This is a genomic window from Siansivirga zeaxanthinifaciens CC-SAMT-1 (genome assembly GCF_000941055.1).
Taxonomy (GTDB): domain Bacteria; phylum Bacteroidota; class Bacteroidia; order Flavobacteriales; family Flavobacteriaceae; genus Siansivirga; species Siansivirga zeaxanthinifaciens.
This window is the reverse complement of the sequence record NZ_CP007202.1, coordinates 3093783-3115931: the sequence shown is the minus strand read 5'-3', so window position 1 is coordinate 3115931 and position 22149 is coordinate 3093783. Positions and strand designations below refer to the sequence as shown.

12 protein-coding genes are annotated in these 22149 nt (G+C 31.2%); 9 read left to right on the top strand and 3 right to left on the bottom strand.

Going from position 1 to position 22149, the window contains the following annotated elements; translation table 11 throughout:
* The first annotated feature begins 6 nt into the window (after positions 1-6).
* The 9 genes from AW14_RS13415 (at position 7) to AW14_RS13375 (ending at position 18152) form a co-directional block, all read left to right on the top strand.
* The gene (locus AW14_RS13415) at positions 7-1545 is read left to right on the top strand and encodes a sensor histidine kinase (RefSeq protein ID WP_084708935.1); all 1539 of its coding nucleotides are present in this window, start codon (positions 7-9) and stop codon (positions 1543-1545) included.
* 2 nt (positions 1546-1547) lie between these two features.
* Positions 1548-2249, top strand: coding sequence for a response regulator transcription factor (locus tag AW14_RS13410; RefSeq protein WP_044639268.1), 702 nt, complete (start codon positions 1548-1550; stop codon positions 2247-2249).
* Positions 2250-2945: 696 nt separating this feature from the next.
* Positions 2946-3944, top strand: coding sequence for a GntR family transcriptional regulator (locus AW14_RS13405; RefSeq protein WP_245617601.1), 999 nt, complete (start codon positions 2946-2948; stop codon positions 3942-3944).
* Between the two features lie 154 nt (positions 3945-4098).
* The gene (locus tag AW14_RS13400; RefSeq protein ID WP_044639267.1) at positions 4099-8142 is read left to right on the top strand and encodes a two-component regulator propeller domain-containing protein; all 4044 of its coding nucleotides are present in this window, start codon (positions 4099-4101) and stop codon (positions 8140-8142) included.
* Between the two features lie 509 nt (positions 8143-8651).
* Positions 8652-9998 (top strand): 3-keto-disaccharide hydrolase, encoded by a 1347-nt coding sequence (locus AW14_RS13395; RefSeq protein ID WP_044639266.1) that lies wholly within the window; start codon positions 8652-8654, stop codon positions 9996-9998.
* A 7-nt stretch (positions 9999-10005) separates the two neighbouring features.
* A complete protein-coding gene (locus tag AW14_RS13390; RefSeq protein WP_044639265.1) occupies positions 10006-11349 on the top strand; it encodes a Gfo/Idh/MocA family protein in 1344 nt (447 codons plus the stop codon).
* A 3-nt stretch (positions 11350-11352) separates the two neighbouring features.
* Positions 11353-12537, top strand: coding sequence for a Gfo/Idh/MocA family protein (locus tag AW14_RS13385; RefSeq protein ID WP_044639264.1), 1185 nt, complete (start codon positions 11353-11355; stop codon positions 12535-12537).
* Positions 12538-12757: 220 nt separating this feature from the next.
* Positions 12758-16285, top strand: a complete 3528-nt coding sequence (locus AW14_RS13380) for a family 78 glycoside hydrolase catalytic domain (RefSeq protein WP_044639263.1) — start codon at positions 12758-12760, stop codon at positions 16283-16285.
* Positions 16286-16292: 7 nt separating this feature from the next.
* Entirely contained in the window at positions 16293-18152 is a 1860-nt protein-coding gene (locus AW14_RS13375) for a DUF5060 domain-containing protein (RefSeq protein ID WP_044639262.1), read from the top strand.
* Positions 18153-18313: 161 nt separating this feature from the next.
* Here the strand turns inward: AW14_RS13375 and AW14_RS13370 are convergent, their stop codons facing one another.
* The 3 genes from AW14_RS13370 to AW14_RS13360 are packed head-to-tail and all read right to left on the bottom strand — an operon-like array spanning position 18314 to position 22126.
* Positions 18314-19144, bottom strand: coding sequence for a T9SS type A sorting domain-containing protein (locus AW14_RS13370; RefSeq protein ID WP_044639261.1), 831 nt, complete (start codon positions 19142-19144; stop codon positions 18314-18316).
* A gap of 22 nt (positions 19145-19166) precedes the next feature.
* Entirely contained in the window at positions 19167-20606 is a 1440-nt protein-coding gene (locus tag AW14_RS13365) for a glycoside hydrolase family 30 protein (RefSeq protein WP_044639672.1), read from the bottom strand.
* A 59-nt stretch (positions 20607-20665) separates the two neighbouring features.
* Entirely contained in the window at positions 20666-22126 is a 1461-nt protein-coding gene (locus AW14_RS13360; RefSeq protein ID WP_044639260.1) for a glycoside hydrolase family 30 protein, read from the bottom strand.
* Between the last annotated feature and the right edge of the window lie 23 nt (positions 22127-22149).

The following is a 22149-nucleotide window of genomic DNA, read 5'->3' as shown; positions in this document are numbered from 1 at the left end:
TTATTAATGAGTTTATCTCTAATAGGAATTATTTTCGTGCAAGCCTATTACATTAACGGTTCTGTAAAAAATGAAAAGGAACGTTTTAGGTTTAATGTTAACAAGGCACTTAATTATGTCTCTAATACCATTGAAGAGAACGAAATTTCTACCTATTACGATAGGTTTCAAAGTATTATTAGAGACCAAAAGGATATAGATTCAACGGCCGTTTCCCAGTTGTTCATTTATCAGCAAAACAACAATACCAAGGAAACGTTAATTTATAGAAGCAACGTTTTAGAAGAAAATTATAAATTATCTTCTTCGCTCTTTGACATAGGTTTAGATAGTATGGATATAACCAGAATTATTGGTTCATCATCCATAGAAAGTTATAAGAATATTGATTTAAAAGATAAAGATTTTGCTCAAAGTCCGATTAGTAAAATTATTAGAGACGGACTTATTTCTGATGCGCAGCGTATCAATTTTGAGAAAAGTTTTAAAGAAGCCACAAAGCGTAATCCTGTACACAAAAGAGTATCGGTAGAGCAAATAAGAGAGTTGCTTAGTGAGAAACTTAAAAAAGATAGTATAAACATCGATTTTGAGTTTGCCATTTACAGTAACGATTTAGCGACCAAAGTACACAGTGATAACTTCGAATATGATAAGGCATCAACCTATAGTGTGCCTATTTTTTACGATGAAAACAACGAAAGTATTTATAAGTTGTTAGTAAACTTTCCAGGAGACAGAAAGTTTATCATGTCATCAATCATAGGAATGATTTTATTATCTGTAATATTTACATCAATTATAATTTTAGCGTATTCGAGTGCTTTATTTCAGTTAATTAAACAAAGAAAAATATCTGAAATAAAAACAGATTTTATAAATAACATGACGCATGAGTTTAAAACACCCATAGCAACCATAAACTTAGCACTAGATTCTATTAAAAATCCTAAAATAATAGATGATAAAGAAAAAGTTATGCGTTACTTAGCTATGATTAAAGATGAAAATAAACGCATGCACGCTCAGGTAGAAAACGTTTTAAGAATATCTAAACTTGAGAAAAACGAATTAAACATTAGTAAAGATCGATTAAATTTACATGAGTTAATTGAAGATGCTATAACCCATGTAGAATTAATAGTAGAAGATAGACAAGGGTATATAAAAACATTTTTAGACGCTCCAAAAGCTTCCGTTTTAGCAAATGAAACGCATTTTACTAATGTTATAGTTAATATCCTGGATAATGCCATTAAGTATTCTCCAGAGGCACCAGAAATAGAGGTGTACACAGAAAATGTGGGTACCAATATTCTATTAAAAATAAAAGACCACGGTAGTGGTATGAGTAAGGCAGCTGTTAAACGAGTGTTCGAAAAATTTTATAGAGAGCACACAGGAAATATACACAATGTTAAAGGTCATGGTTTAGGTTTAGCGTATGTTAAACGCATAGTTGAAGACCACCAAGGGTATATTTCAGTAGAAAGTGAAAAAGATAAAGGAAGTACATTTACAATTAAACTACCATTAATATCATAGATATGGAAGATATAAAAAAGAGAATTTTATTAGTTGAAGACGATCCAAACTTCGGAACCGTTCTTAAAGATTATTTAATAATGAACGATTACGATGTTGTTCATGCTAAAAACGGAATGGAAGGTTTTGAGAAATTCAAAAAAGATGATTTCGATTTATGTATTTTAGATGTTATGATGCCATATAAAGATGGTTTTACATTAGCTAAAGAAATACGTGAAAAAAATGCCGATGTACCCATTGTTTTCTTAACTGCTAAAACAATGAAAGAAGACGTATTAAAAGGCTATAAAGTAGGAGCAGACGATTACTTAAATAAACCGTTTGATAGTGAGGTTTTATTAATGAAAATAAAAGCCATTATGCAACGTAAAGCCACCGAAACAATTTCCGATAGCAAACAATTTGAGTTTAAAATTGGTAAGTTCGATTTAAATTCAAAACTACGTTTTTTACGTTTTAATGGAGGAGAGCCTATTAAACTTTCTCCAAAGGAAAATGAATTATTACGTTTGTTAGCCTTACATGAAAACGATTTAATGCCTCGTGAGTTAGCATTAACTAAAATTTGGAGAGACGATAATTATTTTACCTCTCGTAGTATGGATGTTTACATTGCCAAATTACGTAAATACCTTAAACTAGACGAAAAAGTAGAAATACTTAATATTCATGGTGAAGGGTTTAGGTTAGTAGTAAACTAATTTTAAAACATATTATAAATTTAAAATCCAGCTTATAGCTGGATTTTTTTTTGCTTCTATTCATTCTTTTAAGATAGTTAATTTTTTCTGTTTCTGGGGCTTAGAGTAAATATAAACCCACTATAAAATATCTTAATTCATTTATAGTAGTTTTTCATGATGTGATTTTGCTGACTAACATTGAAAACAAAAACCATATCTATTTTATTAATGTGTTAATAAAGCTATTTTCGATTCAGTTAGAAAATTAGCAGGCACTTTGAAAATAATCTTTTTTAAACTTGTTTTTTTTAATTAATTTAGTAAAATATAGCTATGAAACCATATACTAATAATAATTTCTGCTTTAAGTATTTTTTTTAGATCTAATGCAGGAGTTATTCATGAGGTTAAATTTTTATATACTAAATTCTAGCATTCTATTTCTTATTTTAAAGTAAGGATATTGCCTTGGGTTTATATATGAAAGTTACTTCATTAAAAAAGTCATTTTAAAATTATATTTGTTTTGTTTCTAAATACTGCGTGTTAGAACAATAGTATTGTAAATCGGTATTATTGGTTACCATATTCAGTATTTTTAAACTCCTAAGCCATTTTAACTTGCACGTGGTTACTATATGAATTTAATCTTTAAGAGTTATGGAAATGGATTTAATAAATTATATCAATATTAACAAAAAATCAAGGGTACCAATGTACCAGCAAATTGTAGATTCTATAATTAATAATATCTCAAATGGTAATATTAGATTAAATACAAAACTACCCTCAATAAATATGATTAGCGAAGATTTTTATTTATCTCGTGACACTGTCGAAAAAGCCTATAATATTTTAAAGGAAAGAAATATTATTGAATCAATTCCTAGGAGAGGTTATTATGTTGCTAATATAGAACCAAAGCATAAACTGAATATTTTATTTTTAGTAAATAAAATGAGTAATTATAAAATGAGGATTTACAATTCTTTTTTGAATAAGGTGGGTCTTAATTCGAAAATTGATTTAGTAATTTATCATTGTGATGAGTTTTTGTTTCTTAACACCTTAAATAATAGTAAATTAGTTTATGATTATTATGTAATAATGCCGCATTTTAAAACAGATAAACTTCAACATGCCAGTTTCACCAATGCGGTACTCGATGCTATTAACAAAATACCTGCAAATAAATTATTGTTACTTGATAATAAAATGCCTCCACTAAATGATGATATAAGTGCTGTTTATCAGGAATTTGATAATGATATTTATGAAGCATTAATTGAAGGTTCTAAGAAGATATCTAAATATAAAAAACTAATGTTAGTATATCCAGAGAAATCTGTTTACCCATACCCAAGAAGAATTTTATATGGTTTCAGGAAATTTTGTACCGAATTTCAGATTGATTTTGAGATTCTTAATGAAGTTTGTGACGACATGGTTTTTAAAAAAGGTGATTTATTTATTACTATTGAGGAGTCTGACTTGGTTAATTTGATAGATCAAACAAGAGAAAAAGAGCTAATTCTTGGAGAGGATATTGGAGTGATTTCATACAATGATACACCGTTAAAAAAATTATTGGGTATTGCAGTTATGTCTACAGATTTTAAGATTATGGGTGAAACTGCAGCACAAATGATTTTGAATTCAGACAGAGGTAGAGTTAAAGTACCTTTTAATTTTATAGATAGAAAATCAATTTAATATTATTTTTTTGTCTGGTAAAGTGAAAATATTTTACTGGATATAAAAAATGTAATAACATATATAAGGTTTCAGAATAAATTAATCTGAGCTCGTTAGTAAATTCTTTTATATATTTACTGTTCACTTACTTATATAAATCATTACATTTTTGATGCATCGCCTATTTGTTATATTCTTTTTTTTTAGTTCTGTTTGGGTAGGGTTTACTCAAAATGAAATATATAAATTTACTCATATAACTACATTAGATGGTTTATCACAAAATTCCGTTATTAATTTACATCAAGACGATTTAGGGCAAATTTGGATTGCAACCCGTGATGGTTTAAATAAATATGATGGCACTGAATTTACAGTTTTTAGACATCAGAAAGATAACCCATCTTCAATAAGTAATAACGATGTAACTTGTATTAAGCAAGGTAGTGATGGTTTTATATGGGTAGGAACAACAAAAGGGCTTAATAGATACAATCCTAAAAATAATACTTTCAAAACATTTTATAGTAATGTTTATTCGTTAGCCCACAATACTATTTGGGCTATTACCGAATTATCTAACAAGGAGTTATGGATAGGTACCCCTTTTGGTCTTTCCATATACTATAAAGACACAGATTCTTTTAAATCTGGATTTTTAACAAATTCAGTACACACTATTTTTGAAACAACAAACGGTAGTGTTTATATAGGTACTAGAGATGGTTTAAAACAATTAGTTAGTAAAGAAAATAATAGTTACCAATTTAAAACAATTAAAGGTACAGAGGGACTTTTTGTTCAAGATATAATAGAAAGTCCCAATGGTAGTTTGCTTTTTGGCACTAAAACTAAAAGTGTTCTTGAGTATAATATAAAAAATGAAACATTAGTACCATACTTTACAGAAGCTACTTTAAAAGATAAAAATAGAAATGTAAGGCAATTACTTTTAGATGAAAAAGGTAAACTTTGGATAGGTACATACAATGGTCTTCAAATCGCAGATGAAAGTAAAAAATTAATAACATTACACCACGATATTAATGATAGTGAATCTATAAGCGATAACTTTATTAAAACCTTATTAAAAGATCAAAAAGGCTCAATTTGGGTTGGTACCTATCAAGATGGAATTAACATATGGGATGAATCTAATATTAATTTTATAAATATTACCCAAAAACCAGGAAATACAGGCTTAAACTATAAAGCTGTAAGCTCTATTGTAAAACACAAAAAACAATTATTTTTTGGAACTGAGGGTGGAGGTATATCAATCTGGAATACTAACACTAAAACTTTTGAGCATATTACCAAAGATAATAACCCAGAACTTAAAGATGATAATATAAAAAATTTATGTATTTCTAATGATGATAAACTTTGGATAGGAACTTTTGAACATGGATTTTCTGTTTATAACTTAAATTCCAAAAGTTTTGAAAACACAGAAATACCGAAAGATTTATTAACGCTGCTTGATGGTGTAGGTGTTTTAATAATAAAACAATATGATAACGATACCATGTTAATAGGTACCATGGACAAAGGGCTAATTAAATACGATGTTAAAAACAAATTATTTAATGTAATTGATACAAGTTTATCATCAGGCTTGTCTCAAAACAGTATAAGAGCAATAAAAGTCGATTCAAACAAAAATATTTGGCTAAGTACCAATATAGGTTTAAATGTAATTGATGCTCATGGAACTATAAAAAGTTATTTTTATGATAAGGAATCAAGTACTAGTTTCCCTATGACCACAATTTTTGAAGATGCCAAAGGAACCATATGGGTTGGGACAGATGCCGACGGTCTTTTTAAGCTAGTTAATAATAATTTTGTTCCTGTAGATTTAAAGCTTGGAAATACCTCATTGTTAGGAGTTCGAGATATAGTTGAAAACAATAAAGGCGACTTTTGGATTAGTACGAGTAATCAGGGTATTATTCATTATAATCCAGCAAACAATAAAATTATAGCTCATTACACCCAAAAGCAGGGACTTGCCAATAATCAATTTAATAATAATGCTAGTTTACGTGTTGGAGACTCTAAGTTCTTTTTTGGTGGACCAGCTGGCGCTATTTATTTCGATGCAAATAATTTTGTAAAAAATAATTACTCACCACAAGTTATTTTAACAGATTTTAAAATTAAAAATAAATCTATTTCAGCAATCGACAAAAGAAAAATCATATCAAATACTATTACATATACTAAAGATGTTAAGCTTTCACATGAACAAGGAAATTTTAATATTTCTTTTGCTATACCTAATTATGTTAATTCAATAGCCAATCGTTATATATATAGATTAAAGGGATTAGAAGATGAATGGATAGAAACAGCACAAAATTCGGTGTCCTATACTATTCAGAATCCTGGAAATTATACTTTTGAAGTCAAAGGCATTAACAATGATGGGGTTTCAAATAAGATTCCCACAACATTAAATATCAAAGTAAGTCCAGCGCCATGGCGAACTTGGTGGGCTTTTTTTATATATGGCATGATTATTTTTATCATCTTATATTATTTATTAAATATATTAAAGTCAAGAACGAAACTTAGTCAACAATTAGAATTTGAACAAATACAAGCAGAACAAGCTAAAGAAATAAACAAAGCAAAACTTGAATTTTTTACAAATATTTCTCACGAGTTTAGAACACCCCTCACTTTAATTTTAGGGCCATTACATCAAATATTAGAGAATTATAGAGGTAGTAGTATAATGTACAAGAAATTGAAAGTTATTGAAAGTAACGCTAAACATTTGCTACAACTTATTAATCGATTAATGGACTTTAGAAAATTAGAAAATAATTTAATCAAATTAGAAGCAGCCGAAGGAAACATAGTTAAATTTTTAAAAGAAATTTATTTGTCTTTTTCTGAATATGCTAATGATGGTAATTACGATTTTAATTTTTATACAACCAGTGAAGAAATATTTGTTTATTATGACAGATATAAGCTGGAAAGAGTATTTTATAATCTTATCTCAAATGCCTTTAGATTTACCCCAAAAAATGGAAAAATAACCATTAGAATTACTGAAGAACCCGGAAATATAAAAATTCAGGTAGAAGATACTGGCGTAGGTATTGCAAAAGAATATAGAGATAAGATTTTTGAACGTTTTTTTGAATTAACAGCAAATCGTAAACCAGACCAGAATTATAATAAAAGTACAGGTATAGGATTATCTATTGTTAAAAATATTGTTGAACTACATAAAGGAAACATAAACGTATTTGAAAACGAAAATGATAAAGGATCTATTTTTGCGGTAGAACTTCCTTTAGGTCGAGATCACTTAAAAGATGATGAAATAATTCAAGATTTTAAATTTAGTGACGATTTATCTCAATATGTTTACCAAAAAGCCGAACCTCCAATAATACTAGAGGAAGATATTTTAGAAAGTATAATTTTAGAAGATAAGCCAACCATTCTTTTAGTAGAAGATAATAAGCCTCTGAGGAAATTTATGCGTGACTTATTAAAGCAAAATTACAATGTCTTAGAAGCTAAAAATGGCCAAATTGGTTTTAATATCGCTTTAAAAGAGCAAGTAGATATAATTGTTAGTGATGTTATTATGCCTGTAATGACAGGGACTGAGTTGTGTTCAATCATAAAAAATGATTTAAGAACAAGCCATATTCCTTTAATTTTATTAACATCTCGATCATCTTTAATTTTTAAAATAGAAGGTTTAGAGAGTGGCGCCGATGATTACATAAGTAAACCATTTGATGTTAACGAATTTAAATTAAGAATTAAGAATATATTGAATTCTATTTCGCTTTTAAAACAAAGAATGACCACTACAGACACAAAAAATACAGAAGATATTGTATTGTCGTCTCTAGATGAAAAACTTTATGTAAAAGCACTTCAAATTGTTGAAAAAAATATTGGTAATGAGCAATTTGATATCCCTTCTTTTTGCGAAGAATTAGGTGTTAGTAGAACCGTATTATTCAAGAAGGTAAAAGCTTGGACTAATTTTACTCCCAACGAATTCATTCAGCATATTAGATTAAAAAAAGGCGCTCAACTTTTAGAGCAAGGTAAAATTAATATCTCTCAAATTAGCTATGTAGTAGGGTTTAAAAATCCAAAGTATTTCAGCAAGTGCTTCCGAAAAAAATACGGAAAAACACCAACAGAATACGCTAAAACGTTTTTGGAATATTAAACTACATTAGTAACAGATTTATTCCTTATTTCTAATAATTCTTTATAAAAAGACTTGTTAAATTATTAAAATATAAAATTTTAGGATTTTTAAACCCATATTGTGTACTTCTGAAACCCATTTAAAATATAAATTTGGGATAACATAATTATTAATAACTACATTTTTTTAAATTAACCTTTGTTATGAAAATTAAAACATCCAAATATTTGGAAGTGGTGCTAATGTTTTTTTTAGTAGTCATGATTTTAGTTTTCTTTTATTTTCTGTAAAAAATGAAAAATGAAAACGTTACCAACTTTAAAAAATGTTATAGTTATTCAACCCTTAAAATAATACAATTAATAAAACCTCTAAATAAAGTAAAAACTAATAAAATGAAATAACAACAAATAATAACATTAAATTAAAAAGACAAACAAGTAAAACGATTAATGTAAAACCATAAATAAAATCTTTTTTAAGTGAAACAATTAAAATACATAGCGATATTTTTTATCAATTTTCAAATGGCAGGGTTTTTATATTCTTGCAATGAAAATAAAGACCATACACCTTGGATAAACCTTATAACTGATAACACCCTGGAAGGTTGGAATATTAAAGGAGGTAAAGCTACTTATAAAGTCGAAAATGGAGTTATTACAGGAACTACTGTTGCTAATACGCCAAATACCTTTTTAACAACCAATAAATTATACAGTGATTTTATTTTAGAGATTGACTTTAAAGTAGATTCAACAATGAATTCTGGAATCCAGATAAGAAGTAATAGTTTGCCGTATTACCAAAATGGCAGGGTACATGGCTATCAAGTAGAAATAGATCCTTCTAAAAGAGCTTGGAGTGGTGGTATTTATGATGAAGGAAGGCGCAAATGGTTAAACACACTAGAAAACAACCCCAATGCTCAAAAGGCATTCAAACAAAATGAGTGGAATCATTATCGGGTTGAAGCGATTGGTGATACCATTAAAACATGGTTAAATGGTGTGCCAGCATCTTATTTAATCGACGAAAAAACATCTAGCGGTTTTATTGGATTACAAGTGCATTCCATTGGCAATAATACAGAAAAAGTTGGTAAACAAGTTATGTGGCGAAATGCAAAGATTCTAACCGATAATCTTTCAAAATATGCTACAAAATCTCCATTAGAACCCATAATTACAAAAAATAGTTTAACGTATAGTGAAAAACAATCGGGTTGGAAAATGCTTTGGGATGGAAAAACCTCTAATGGTTGGCGTTCAGCTAGAAGTGAGCAATTTCCTGCAGACAGTATATGGAAAATTGAAAATGGAGAACTATCTGTTATAACCACAGGCGGTTTAGAATCGGCAGCCGGAGGTGACATTGTCACTAGAGAATTATTTGGTGATTTTGAATTAAGTGTCGATTTTAAATTAAGCCCAGGTGCAAATAGTGGTATTAAGTATTATGTAGATACAGAAATAAATAAAGGACCAGGCTCGTCAATTGGTTTAGAATACCAACTTTTGGATGATGAATTACACGAAGATGCTAAATTAGGTTCTCACGAATGGAGTCGAACACTGGGGTCTGTATACGATTTAATCGCAGCAGATGTAAATAAACCAGTTAATCCAATAGGAGAATGGAACACAGCATATATTTCTTCAAAAAACAACCATGTAGAATATTGGTTAAATGGCGTTAAAATTTTAGAATTTGAGAGAGGTAGTCCCGAGTTTTTAAAATTAGTTTCCGAGAGTAAATATTCAAAATGGCCTAATTTCGGTATGTTAGATAAAGGAAACATACTTTTACAGGAACACGGTTTTCCAGTATCATTTAAAAATATTAAAATACGTTCTATAGATAATAAAGAATAAAACAGATATGAGTATAGATAGACGAAGCTTTATAAAGAAAACAACTTTAGCAAGTGCCGCTATTACTGTAGGCGGTTCGGCTATGTCCATGACAGCAAAAAGTTATAATAATATTATAGGTTCCAACGAACGATTAAACGTAGCTATTGCTGGTTTAGGGCGAAGAATGGGAGCTTTTATACAACCCATAGCTTTAAAACAAAGCAATGTGAAGCTTGTATACTTGTGCGATGTTATGGAAAGCCAACGTTTAAAAGGTTTAAAGAAGTTTAGAGAGCATATAGATTATAACCCGTTGTTAGAAAATGATATTAGAAAAGTATTAGATGACAAAAATGTAGATGTGTTAATTAATGCTACACCAGACCATTGGCATACACCAGGTTCAATAATGGCCATGAAGGCCGGTAAACATGTGTATGTTGAAAAACCTTGCAGTCATAACATGTATGAAAATGAACAATTGGTAAAAGCCTCTAAACATTTTAATAAAGTGGTTCAAATGGGCAATCAGCAAAGATCATCCAGTCATACAATTGAAATTATTAATGAATTACATAAAGGTATTATTGGTAAAGCATATAAGGCCGTAGCTTTTTACAGTAATGGAAGAGGTGAAGTTCCTTTACAAAAAAGTGCATCAATTCCAGATGGTTTAGATTGGAATTTATGGCAAGGACCGGCAATAAGACGTAGTTATACATCCGAAACATGGGATTACAATTGGCATTGGTATGGTTGGGAATATGGAACAGCCGAAGCCGGTAATAATGGAACTCATGAAATAGATGTAGCACGATGGGCTTTACAAGTAGAATTTCCTCAACACGTATATGTAGAAGCAGAGAAGCGTCATTTTTTAAATGATGGTTGGGAAATGTATGATGATATGGAGGCTACCTTTAAATTTGCAGATAATAAAGTCATTAAGTGGGACGGAAAATCGAGAAATAGTTATAATACTTATGGAGGTGGAAGAGGCACCATTATTTATGGAACAGAAGGATCTGTGTTTATAGATAGAAGCAGATATTTATTATACGACCAAAAAGGAAAATTAATTAAAGAATATAATTCTGAATCAAAAGAGGCAGGAACTGCTTTAGGTGGTGGAGGTGATACATCAACAAAACATGTTCAGAATTTATTTGACACGATTCGAGGTAAATCGAAATTAACAGCACCTATTGATGATGCTAGCATAAGTATGGCTATGGTTCATTATGCCAATATTGCATACAGAATTAATAAAGGCTTTGATATTGATGATAAAACAGGCCTTATGTTTAATAGAGAAGCCATGAAACTTTGGTCTAGAACTTATGAACCCGGATGGGAACCTAAATTATAAAATTTGAAAAGACGTTCATTTATTAAAACATCCACAACTGCAACTTTAGGGGTTGCTAGTTCTGCTTATTTATACGGTAACGTTATTTCTAACTTAAATTCTAATAATTCTATAAACATAGGTGTTATTGGAACAGGACAACGTGGTGGAGGATTAATATCAATTATTAATTCAATAAAAGATTTAAATACTCTTGCTGTATGTGATAATTTGCCTTTTAGGCTAAATAGCGGTTTATCCAAAGCTAATTCAAACCCAATTGGTTTTTCAAATTATCGAAACCTATTAGATAACAAAGATATTGACGCTGTTATTATTTCAACACCTTTTAACACACATTCACAAATAGCAATTGATGCCCTAGATGCTGGTAAACATGTATATTGTGAAAAAACATTAGCTAAAGGTTATAATGGTATTAGTGAATTAGTTAATAAAGTTAATCAATCTAAAAACATTTTTCAAACAGGACATCAATATCATAGTTCAAGACTATATACTCATGTTGTTGAATTAATTAAACAAGGTAAGGTAGGAAAAATTTTAGCATTTGAATGTCAATGGAATAGACATGGAAATTGGAGAAGACCTGTTCCTGACCCTAAATTTGAAAAAGCCATCAATTGGAGGATGTATAGAGAATTTTCGGGAGGACTTACTGCCGAATTATGCTCACATCAAATTGATTTTGTTAATTGGGTACTCGATGAAAATCCAGAACAAGTTATAGGAGTTGGTGGTGTCGATTATTGGAAAGACGGTAGAGAAACTTTTGATAATGTTCACTTAATTTACAGTTATCCAAAAGGTGTGAAAGCAAAATTCACATGTTTAACAAGTAATGCTAGAGATGGCTACCAAATAAAAATTATAGGAGATAAAGGTACTATTGTTATCGACACAAAAAATGCATGGTATTATCCCGAAGGACAAAAAAACAAGATTATTGGAGATGTCGATGGTGTGAGTGGTGCTACATCTAGTTGGGATGCCGAAAAAGGGTATCCTATAGATGTAAAACATTTAGACCCAAGTAAGCAAGCACTTATAGATTTTAAGGAATCTATTTTAAATAATAAATCTCCCGAATCTAATATAATTACAGGCGCAAAAGCTGCGATATGTGTACAGATGGGACTCGATGCAATGTACAATAACGAAATAGTTAAATGGAAATCTATTTTTTAAATTTCTAGAACATCAGGAGATTTTTAATTGAATTTTTTTTAAAAATACTGATAATGAAGTTTTTATTCTGTTTTTAAATTTTAGCATATAAGATAACCAAATTAGTTACAACCATATGGAGACAGACCCGGACAGAATAATAGAAATACATATTTAATTTTAAAGCCTATGATGATATTTAAAAATTGTACAATTCTTAAACAAATAAAGAAAATTAAATATGCTTAAAAACAAATATTTATTAGTGCTATGCAGTGTGATAATTACCTTAAACAGCACTATGGCGCAAGGAAAGAAAAATGAAGAAAAACCAAATATTATCTTCATCCTTACCGACGACCAACGTTTTGACGCCATTGGTTACGCTGGAAATAAATACGTGCAAACACCAGAAATGGATAATTTAGCAAATTCAGGAACTTACTTTCATTCAGCTATAGTAACAACACCAATTTGTGCAGCAAGTAGGGCTAGTATTTTAACAGGATTACATGAACGTTCACATAATTTTAATTTTCAAACAGGAAACGTTCGGGAAGACTATATGGCCAATTCCTACCCGTTGTTATTAAAAAACAATGGATATTATACAGGTTTTTATGGCAAATATGGTGTGCGTTATGACGATTTATATAAGCAATTTGATGAATATGATGAGTACGACAGAAATAATAGTTATAAGGATAGAAGGGGATATTACTATAAAACAATCGATAATGATACCGTTCACCTAACAAGATATACTGGACAACAAGCCATCGATTTTATCGATAAAAATGCGACAAACAATAAACCATTTTGTTTATCTCTAAGTTTTAGTGCACCTCATGCTCATGATGGTGCTCCTGAGCAATATTTTTGGCAAGCAGAGACCGATAAGTTACTTGATAACACAACCATTCCAGGACCACAATTGGCCGATGAAAAATATTTTCTAGCACAACCAAAAGCAGTTAGAGAAGGTTTTAACAGATTGCGTTGGACCTGGCGTTATGACACACCAGAAAAGTATCAACACAGTTTAAAAGGATATTACAGAATGATTTCTGGAGTAGATTTAGAAATCAAAAAAATACGTGAAAAACTAAAAGAAAAAGGCGTAGACAAAAATACCGTTATCATTTTAATGGGAGATAATGGTTATTTTTTAGGAGAACGACAATTAGCGGGTAAATGGCTCATGTACGATAACTCAATAAGAGTACCCTTAATAGTTTATGATCCAAGGGTAAACAAACATCAGGATATTTATGATATGGCATTAAATATTGATGTGCCATATACCATTGCAGATTTAGCAGGAATTAAAGCTCCAAAAACTTGGCAAGGTAAAAGCTTATTACCTGTTGTAAAACAAGAAACCAAAAGCGTTGGTAGAGATACCATTTTAATAGAGCACTTGTGGGATTTTGATAATATTCCTCCAAGTGAAGGTGTACGAACAAAAAAATGGAAATATTTTAGATACGTTAACGATAAAACCATAGAAGAACTTTATGATTTAGAAAAAGATCCTAAAGAAATAAAAAATTTAATTGGAAATAATAAGTACAAAGAAGTAGCAAATAAACTTCGTTCAAAACTAGAAGAATTAATTAAAAAGAACAGTAATGAATTTCGTGCAGCTCCAAAAGATTTAACTGTTGAACTCATAAGAGAACCAGACACCGATGTTAAGGTTTTTGATTTAAAACCAGAATTTGGTTGGACCGTACCATTAGGAGCTAAATATCAAGGAGCTTACCAAATATTAGTAGCATCAAATCAAACAAGCATCGACGCTAATAATGGAGATGTTTGGGATAGTGGCCAGGTACGCTCCTCAGAATCCACTAATGTGGAATACCAAGGAAAACCTCTTGAAATAGGAAAAAACTACTATTGGAAGGTGAGAATTTGGGATGATGAAAATAGATTGGTAGATTATTCTCAACCTCAAAAATTCACAACAGGACAAAGTGATAGCTATATTATTTCAACCGAAAACAAGTTCGTTATCGATAAAATAAAACCTTCAAAATTTGAAAAAAGAGGAGATTTTTATTTTGTAGATTTTGGAAAAGCGGCATTTGCAACATTGGAATTTCTTTACAAAGCAAAATCACCACATACAATAAAGGTAAGAGTAGGTGAAATGTTAGATGATAAAGGAAATGTAAACAGAATACCGCCTGCTAAAAGTAATATTCGTTATCAAGAAGTGGCTGTTAATGTGGTACCGGGAAAAACTAAATACCAAATTGAGATAGTACCGGACAAACGAAATACATTACCTAACAAGGCCATTGCATTGCCAAAAGGATTTCCTGTATTAATGCCTTTTAGATATGCTGAAATTGAAGGTGCTCAAGAAACAATACATGCTGAAGATGTTGTTCAATTGGCACATTTTAGTTACTGGGATGAAGCTGCCAGTAGCTTTGAAAGTGATAACGACATTTTAAATCAAGTTTGGGATTTATGTAAATATTCTATAAAAGCTACTACTTTTAATGGTTTGTATGTTGATGGAGAAAGAGAACGTATTCCTTATGAAGCCGATGCTTATTTAAATCAGTTAAGTCATTATACAACCGATAGAGAATATGCTATAGCAAGGCGAACTATCGAATATTTCATGAAGAATCCTACATGGCCTACCGAGTGGCAGCAACATGTAGCTTTATTAATTTATGCAGATTACATGTACACAGGTAATACCGAACTTATCGAGCGTTATTACGAGCCTTTAAAACATAAAACACTTTTTGAATTATCTAATGAGGATGGTTTAATAACGTCCACAAACGTAACTGAGGAGTTTATGTATAAACTTGGTTTCAAGCCTGGTTATGACAAACCTTTAACAGATATTGTCGATTGGCCAGGAGCAGGTTTCGCTGGAAGCAATACAAAGGGAGAGCGTGATGGATTTGTGTTTATGCCTTATAGTACGGTAATTAACTCTTTCTTTTATGAGAATATGAAAATTATGGCAGAATTCGCCAAACTTCTTGGAAAGACCCAAGAAGCACTAGATTTTGAATATAGGGCAGCCAAAGCAAAAAAAGCGGTTAATGAACAAATGTTTGATAAAGAACGTGGTGTTTATGTAGATGGTATAGGAACAGACCATGCCTCTTTGCATGCTAACATGATGCCTTTAGCTTTTGGATTAGTACCAGAGGAGCATTTAAATTCGGTTGTAAAACACGTTAAATCTCGTGGAATGGCTTGTAGTGTGTATGGGTCACAATTTTTAATGGACGGTTTATATAATGCAGGAGAATCTGACTATGCTTTAGAGTTGTTAGCAAGTAAAGCAAAAAGAAGTTGGTATAACATGATTAGAGTAGGCTCAACCATTACTTTAGAGGCTTGGGATTATGATTATAAGGTTAATTTAGATTGGAACCACGCCTGGGGTGCCGTTCCAGCAAATGTAATCCCTCGAGGTTTATGGGGCATCAAACCAAAAACACCTGGCTTTGGAGTAGCAACGATTAAACCTCAAATGAGCAAGTTAAAATCTAGCGAAATAGAAGTGCCAACAGTAAGAGGTACAATAAAAGGAAAATATACCTACAACGGTGCCAGACTTCAAACGTATGAGATTGAAATACCTGGTAACATGGTGGCTGAATTCACATTAAATAATTTAAACGGAAAGGATTTAATTCATAATGGTGATAAAGTCCCATCAGCCTTCGATTCTATCAAACTATCTCCGGGTAAACATGTAATTCAATTAAAAATAAATTCGTTTTAATTTAGTTATGAAGCAATTTTGTCTTCTCCTATATCTTTCAATTATTTTTTCCTCTTGTTCAAATTATAAGGAGGTGAAAATTGATGGCGAATTAAAAAAATGGCACAGGGTTACGTTAAATTTTGAAGGTCCTTTAACTAGTGAAATGGATCATAATAACCCATTTTTAAACTACCGTCTAGATGTAACCTTTAAGAATGGGGAAGAAACTTTTGTGATTCCTGGATTTTATGCTGCCAATGGTAATGCGGCCAATACTAGTAGTGATTCAGGGAGTATTTGGCAAGTGCGTTTTACTCCAAACACTCTTGGGGAATGGACGTATACAGTTTCTTTCAAAGAAGGTGAAAATGTGGCCATAGCTGAAGATATTACCAATGCCTCTAGCGCTGGTTTTATGGATGGTCAAGAAGGTAGTTTTATGATTACTGAATCAGATAAAACAGGTATTGATAATAGGGTTAAAGGCAAATTACAGTATGTTGGAGAATCTTATTTGAAATTTGCCGATAACCAAAAGTATTTTATAAAATTAGGCGTGGATGCGCCTGAAAATTTATTAGCCTATGCAGATTTTGATGTCTCTACAAATGCATTAGGTTTTAAAAAAACATGGGAACCTCATGCGAAAGATTTTGACGAAACAGCATCGCCGTATTTATGGCAAGAAACAAAAGGTAAAAACTTATTAGGCGCTATTAATTATTTAGCAAGCGAAGATCTAAACGTATTTTCATTTTTAACATTTAATGTAGATGGAGATGACAGGAATGTTTTTCCGCATTTATTAAAAGTCCCAATAGAGGAATATGAAACCTATGCGAGCGTAAAAAAAAATAAGGAAGCTTGGGAAACTATGTTTCATAAAACTCGATTTGATGTTTCAAAACTAGACCAATGGGAACGAATTTTTGAGTATGCCGAAACAAAGGGCATGTTTCTGCATTTTAAAACCCACGAAACCGAAACAGATCATTTAATGGATTTTGGTGTTTTTGGTGTAGAGGGTAAATTATACTACAGAGAGTTAATCGCCAGATTTGGACATCATTTAGTAATGAATTGGAATTTAGGTGAAGAGAACAATCAGCCCATAGAGGAAGTAAAAAAAGTTGTAAACTATGTCTCTAAACTAGATGCTTATAATACCCATTTAGTTATTCATACCTTTCCAAATCAAGATTATAGATACGCAGAATTAATTGGTAATCAATCACAATTAACAGGAGCTTCTTTACAACTAAGTCATCCAGAATTTGATGATGTTCACCCAAGGGTTTTAAAATGGCGAATGAAATCGAATGCTACAGGAAAAAAATGGGCTTTGGCTGTTGATGAACCAGGTAAAGCTAATATTGCATTATTGCCAGACGATGAAGACCCAGAACATAATTTTGCTAGAGGTAGAGCCATGTATGGAACACTTATGGCTGGTGGATATGGGGTCGAGTGGTATTTTGGTTACGCAAGTCCAAATTCCGATTTAACGTGTCAAGATTTTAGAAGTCGTGATTTATTTTGGGATCAAAACAAACATGCTTTAGAGTTTTTCAACAACTATATTCCATTTTGGGATATGGAACCTAAAGATGATTTGATTACAAGTGAAGCCATAGCTTATTGTTTTGCAAAAGTGGATGAAGTTTATACAATTTATGTTGAAGCTAAGGCAGATAAAGTAACATTAGATTTAGGGAATTCAGGGAAAACTTTCGATATAAAATGGTTTGACCCTAGAAATGGAGGCAGTCTTCAAAAAGGTTCAATTACTTCAGTAAAAGCTACTGGAGTTGTAGATTTAGGAGCTCCACCATCTTTATCTGAGGAAGAAGATTGGATAATTATTTGTGATACCAAGTTACATTAAAATTTAAGCCCTTGATTAAATCAAGGGCTTAAAAAAATGAAACTAAACTATAAAACAAACAAACGACTTGTTACTACTATTAAAACTAGATAATTGTTTATTTTATCTATTCAAAAAAATTATTTTAATTTAACTGTAACAGTAGTGGCTGTCTGTTATTATTAATAAACAACAAACTTCTTAACAAGCGTATTATTTTCTGAGTCTTTAATAAGTGCGATATAAACTCCTGTTTTTGTATTATCAAGCTTAATACTTGAATGATTATTATTAATTTTTTCAGATGCTATAGAACGACCCATTAAATCAAATACGTTTACTTTTAAATCACCTAAACGACTTGTGTTGGTATCAACAACTAATCCTTCTACTTGATTGTAGTATAATGTTATTTTGTTAGATAGAAAATTACTCTCTGTAGATAAAGTGCCAAGGGCTAGGATTTGAAACTGTTGATTAGGATTTGCAGTGTTTATATCAAAAGTGTTTATTTTAGAACCTGAGTTACCTCCATCTATATCAAAAGCTTTAATTGGTATATTTACAGATCCAAAATTACAGTCACTGTCAAAAGCTATTTGAAAAACATAAGTATTTGCGGTAGTCCCAGCAACTACTTTAAATAGTGTATAAGGGCTAGAATTATCGAATCCAACTTGTACATCACCAAACTGTCCACACCAACCATCTTTAACACCAAGAATGGAATTATCTCCAACATTAGTAATTTTATAAACATCATTACCTTGGTGAGCGAATGTCCATTGTTGATCGTCGTTATTAATATTGTAAGTTTGCATGCGCGCCCTACCAATAATAACGTTTTGAGGATTGCCTGCATCTCCCATAGGAATTCTATTAACACTTAAAACCTCAGATAAATTTGTGTTGTAAATGTTATAAGTTCCATCTGCAATAATTTGAGCATTAAAATTTAGAGTACAAATTAATGTTACAGTAGCTAATACTGTTTTTAGGTAATTTTTTTTCATAATTTAAAATTTAAAGAATTATTTAGTATAAAATGGTTTGAATAGCATGAGCGGGAATATTTAAAAGAGCTTCACTCTCATGAACTAAAAGTTTATAGTCTATCGGTTTATCAGTTTTATTCATGATTACCGTTACCATCTGCCCGTCTTCATTTATAAAAGATGTGCTTTCTAATGTGCTTCTACTTGTTGTAGTACTTACTCTTTTCGCATTAGGTTTAATAAATTTTGAAAAATGACCAATATAATAATAGGATGGCGTGTATATTAATTCGTTTGTCCTTGTATCTGCATGTATTGGAGCAAAGCATAAATTTTGAACGTGATTTGGACCTCCTGTTTCATCTAAAAGAATATTCCAGTCGGTCCAACCAACTGTACCACTATTAAAATCGTTAATCATAGAGTTACCATAACGTTCTGCATTGGACCATCTAAAGTAATGCTCTTGGCTAAATTTCTCCTGACACCCCTCTGTAAACAATAAATTTTTTGTAGGAAATGATTCTTTGATGTTTTTTAAATTATCATATTTAGGGTCACCGCCGGTCCAGGTTTCATACCAATGAAAACCAATACCCCAAGCATATTTTGCAGCTTCTTCATCTTCGAAAATGGTATTTGCACGATGAGAAATTAAATCTCTGTTATGATCCCAAACCACAATATTTTTATCACCAAAACCGGCTTTTTCAAATGTTGGCCCTAGATTGTTTTTTAAAAAATCACGTTCTTCTTCAGCTGTATAAATACAAGATTCCCAACGTTGTTTCGCCATAGGTTCGTTTTGAATGGTAACACCCCAAACAGGAATGCCTTCGGCTTGATAAGCTTCTATAAATTTCACAAAATAATTTGCCCAAGTTTGATAATACTCTGGTAATAGTTTACCGCCTTGTAGCATGTTTTTGTTTGTTTTCATAAATGCAGGTGGGCTCCATGGACTTGCATAAAAAACCAAATCATCTTTAATTAAAGCCGTAGCTCTTTTTATCATAGGGATTCTATATGCTTTATCTTTTTCAATAGAAAACGTTTTTAGTTCAGTGTCACCTTCTTCAATGTATGTATGGCTTTTTGAACTAAAATCGCAACTATGAATACTAGTTCTAATGATGTTATAATTTATGCCATTATTACTATAGTACGCATTTAACAATTCTTCTTGCTTGTCTGGGCTTAGTTTAGCAAAAACTTCTGCCGAAGCATCTGTTATAGCGCCTCCAATACCTAAAAACTTTTGAAACGTTTTGTTTGAATTTACAAAAACAGCGATTTCAGTTTCTAGAGGTTGTGAAGCCGATTTAAAACTAATTTCATCAGACAGGGTTAGCCTTAAATCTGTCCCTTCTGCTGTTGTGTAAATCTTTAAAGGTTTACCATTGTAATTAGCATTAGTTTCAGCTTTATTTTCTTCAACTTCAACAGGTTTCTCTGTTTTATTATTGTTGCAAGAAGCCATGAGTATGGCTAATAGAACGATTATTCTATAGTTAAAAATCATAATTAATTAGTTTTTATTTACCAAACAAAAGTACCCAATGCTCCTGCTTCTAGAGAGGTAGTTATTGGACTTTCGGCTACTTTAATATTAAATTCTTTGCGTGTACTTGTATTATTTATTACGATTACTACAATCCTATTATCTGGAGTTTTAAAAGCTACATTGGGTAGCTCGTTTGAAGAATTAGACTCAATACGAACTGAACCAGGTCTCACATATTTAGCGGCATGTGCTATAATGTAATAGGCTACGTTTCTCTTAACCGTATTACCATCAATAGTTAGTGCTCCTAAACACTCAGTACAACCACCATTAGTGTGTGGATCTTGATTGGAGTCAGCGGCCAAATTCCATTGTAAAACAGTTTTAGACCAGTTTCTTGTAGCTCCAACCAATAATTCTCGAGAATGCCATTTTAAACTTTCTGAAAATTCTTCAAATGCACCTACCCACTGCTCAGAGAAGTAAATGTTTTTATTTGGATGTGCATTATGTACTAGACTTAAATTATCAATCCTACCAGCATAGAGATGAAAAGCAGAACCGTCGATAAATGGATTTGCAGCGGCATCATTCAACACATTTATAGGGTAATCAGGTCTATCGGCATTATGTCCATATGCAATAATTTTTGTGGTAATGCCTGCCGACTGAAATGCAGGTCCTAAATGGTTTTTTATAAAATTGGCCTGTTCAGCAGCTTCCATGACCATACTAGGATTGTTTGTTGCATTTAAAGGTTCATTTTGTGGAATAACTGCACTAATTTTTATACCTTCTGAAGCCATGGCTTGAATATATTTCACAAAATAATTGGCATATGTATCATAATAATCGGTTCTAAGACTGCCTCCTATAGTACTTCGATTAGTTTTCATCCAGGTTGGTGCAGACCAAGGTGTTGCAGCAATTTTGATGTTTGGATTTATAGCTAAAATTTCTTTTAAAACAGGGATAAGATTAATCCTATCTTTAGCTATAGAAAACTTGTCTAAATTTAAATCGGTTTCTCCATTAGATAAATCATTATAAGAAAAAGTTTCAATATCTAAGTCTGATGAGCCCATGCTAACTCTCAAATAACTAACACCTATATTATTATTGTCCCATTTAAAAAGTTCGTTTAATAAACTACCTCTTGTAGAAGTTGACATATTATTTAAATGTAAGGCGCTACCACCAGTTAAGGAGTAACCAAACCCATCCATTTCTTGATAGGTTCGGTTACTATTAACATTAATTGAAAAGTTTGAATTTTCATTAAAAGCAGAAACACCAGTTTCTTGTTTTTTGAATAAAACAGACTGATCTGCTTTTGTAAGATAAAAATCCACATTTACAGGTTCAGATGTAACAGGAGGTTTAATGTCTGTAATTCCTTCATCATTTGATTGACAGCTGTGGCAACCAAAAAATGAGTTTATTAATATAAAAACGAAAAAACTTGTTTTAAGGATTTTATAATTTATCTTTTTCATAGCTAAAATATAAGTTTTTAGTT